This window comes from Terrabacter sp. P5_B1, assembly GCF_056400505.1.
Window position 1 is genome coordinate 1 of sequence record NZ_JBFULD010000498.1, and the last position, 1,995, is coordinate 1,995.

At 73.4% G+C, this 1,995-nt stretch carries 2 protein-coding genes; one reads left to right on the top strand and one right to left on the bottom strand.

Features of this window, described 5'->3' with window-relative positions:
* The first annotated feature begins 544 nt into the window (after positions 1 to 544).
* On the top strand, positions 545 to 1,141 hold the full coding sequence (locus AC1DP0_RS21355) for a hypothetical protein (protein WP_478088501.1): 597 nt from the start codon (positions 545 to 547) through the stop codon (positions 1,139 to 1,141).
* A gap of 279 nt (positions 1,142 to 1,420) precedes the next feature.
* Here AC1DP0_RS21355 and AC1DP0_RS21360 read toward each other — a convergent pair.
* Positions 1,421 to 1,995, bottom strand: a 575-nt coding sequence (locus tag AC1DP0_RS21360; RefSeq protein ID WP_478088503.1) for a lipid II:glycine glycyltransferase FemX, incomplete at its 5' end; no start/stop codon positions are given.

Here is a 1,995-nt window from a genome sequence, read left to right on the forward strand (position 1 = left end):
GCGCCCGCCTGCGACGCCGTCTCGCCCGTGGCCGGTCGGCGATGACCGCGGCGTCGGGGTGGCCGCGAGCGCGCGGGTGCGTTCGCGGGCTCGTCGGGCATGGTCGACAGGATAGGCGCGCGACGCCGGCCGATCCGAACCGATATCCCGCCGGCCGGCGGACGGTCTCCGGATGCCGGCCCAAGTGGAACGGTTGAGGGCCATGGGAAACGCGGCGCCGACCCGAGCGGTCCGAGGCGCGACGACGGGGCACCAGAGGACCTACCGTGGTCCCATCCGTCGAAGCGAGGCGCCGTTGTCCGATTCAGAGCGTCTGCGTCCGGCCCTGCCGGACCCGCAGCGGGACCGGCACGTCTCCTTCCCGGACGAGGCGCCGGACGAAGCGCCGGACGAAGCGCCGGGCAGTGCCCCCGACAGTGCCTCAAACGGGGTGCCGCACCTGCGGCGGCCACCGGCGGGCCCGCCCCTGCCGCCCGAGGCCTGGGCGCCCCGGCCGACCAGCCAGGACCCCGCGGGGCACGAGACGACAGCATGGTCGCCACCGGTGTCGCCGACGCTGACCACGCCGCCGGCCCGGCCGGCCCCGCGCCGTCGTCGATCGCGCTGGCTGCTGCTCGTGCCGCTGATGCTCGTTCTCGCCCACGGCCATACCGGCACCTCCACCACCGAAGGCTGCCCGTCCTACACCGGCGCCGGTCCGGGGATGTCGGACTGCGGTCCGTGGGGCGGCACCGGGGACGGCGGCGTCGGCCCACCTGCGGACTCCGGGATGGGCGTCTGGGCCCAGGACGTCACGTCCACCACGACCTTCGCCCCGCTGCTGGGTGGCACGCCGAAGGTGTCGCCCGTCCCGGCCGGTGCCGCAGCGCTTCGGGTCGAGATCGTGTCGGCCACCGGCCCTGCCGCGGCGGGCCTCGAGGCCCAGGTCGACACGACCGTCGGGGACGCCCCGATCGACACATGGTTCGGAAGCACGCCGCACGCGCTCGAGTTGCACCTTGACCAGCACCCGACGGGACTGAAGGTCTCTGCGACGGTCACGTCCGGCTCCGGCACCGTGCAGTGCAGGGTGTATGCCGGCAGCCTCCTCGTCGCCGTCGACACGTCGGGCAGCATGGCGACCTGTCAACCGCAGATGTGACCGACCGAGGCGATCCCGTGTCAGACACCCCGCCCTTCCGACCCGACCCGGCGCCCTCGGACGCGTCGGCACCGAGGAGGACACGGCATACGACACGACCTTCGGTCTCGAGCAGTCGTCGCCCACGGGCTGGGTGCCGCAGCGGGCCGGGGACCCGCCCCAGCCCGCCAATGTCCGCCCGCCCCGCCTACGGCTCCCAGCGCGAGAAGGGCGCCCGGATCGAGGTCTCGCTCTCGGACGCGGCACACCACCGCTAGGCGGTGACGAGGGGCTGGCGGTTCAGATGTCGGCGCCGTCTTCCGAGGCGCGAGCACCGTTGCGGCGCTTGTTGATCGCGATGCGGGCAGCCATGGCCCGCGCGAAGGCGAAGTGCCAGAACCTGCTGAGGACGAGCTCACGCTCCCCCACCATCTCGACGACGTCAGCCCCCGCGCCGAGCTTGAAGAGCAGCAGCCCGGTGAGGGGACTCGTCGCCCCGAGCGAGGTGTTGAAGCCCCGGAAGTCGTAGGCCTCGCACCCGGCAGCCGCGGCGTCGCGCATCGCCCGCCACTGCAGGGCGTTCGAGGCACGCGCGTCGCGGTTGCGCTCGGTCGAGCCCCCGTAGAGGTAGGAGAAGGTGCGGCCGAACCGGATCATCAGCGCCGACGCGAGCACGTCCCCGTCGACGTGGGCTTCGTAGAAGCACGCCGACGCCGCCCTGTCGCTGCCGGCCTCCGACGCGAACGACTTCGCCATGACCTCGAAGTACGCCTTCGGCCGCGGCAGGAAGTGGTCGCGCTCGGCTGACTCGACGTAGAGGGCGTGGAAGGTGTCGAGCCCCTCCGAGCCGACGGTGCGCACCTGGACCCCGGCCT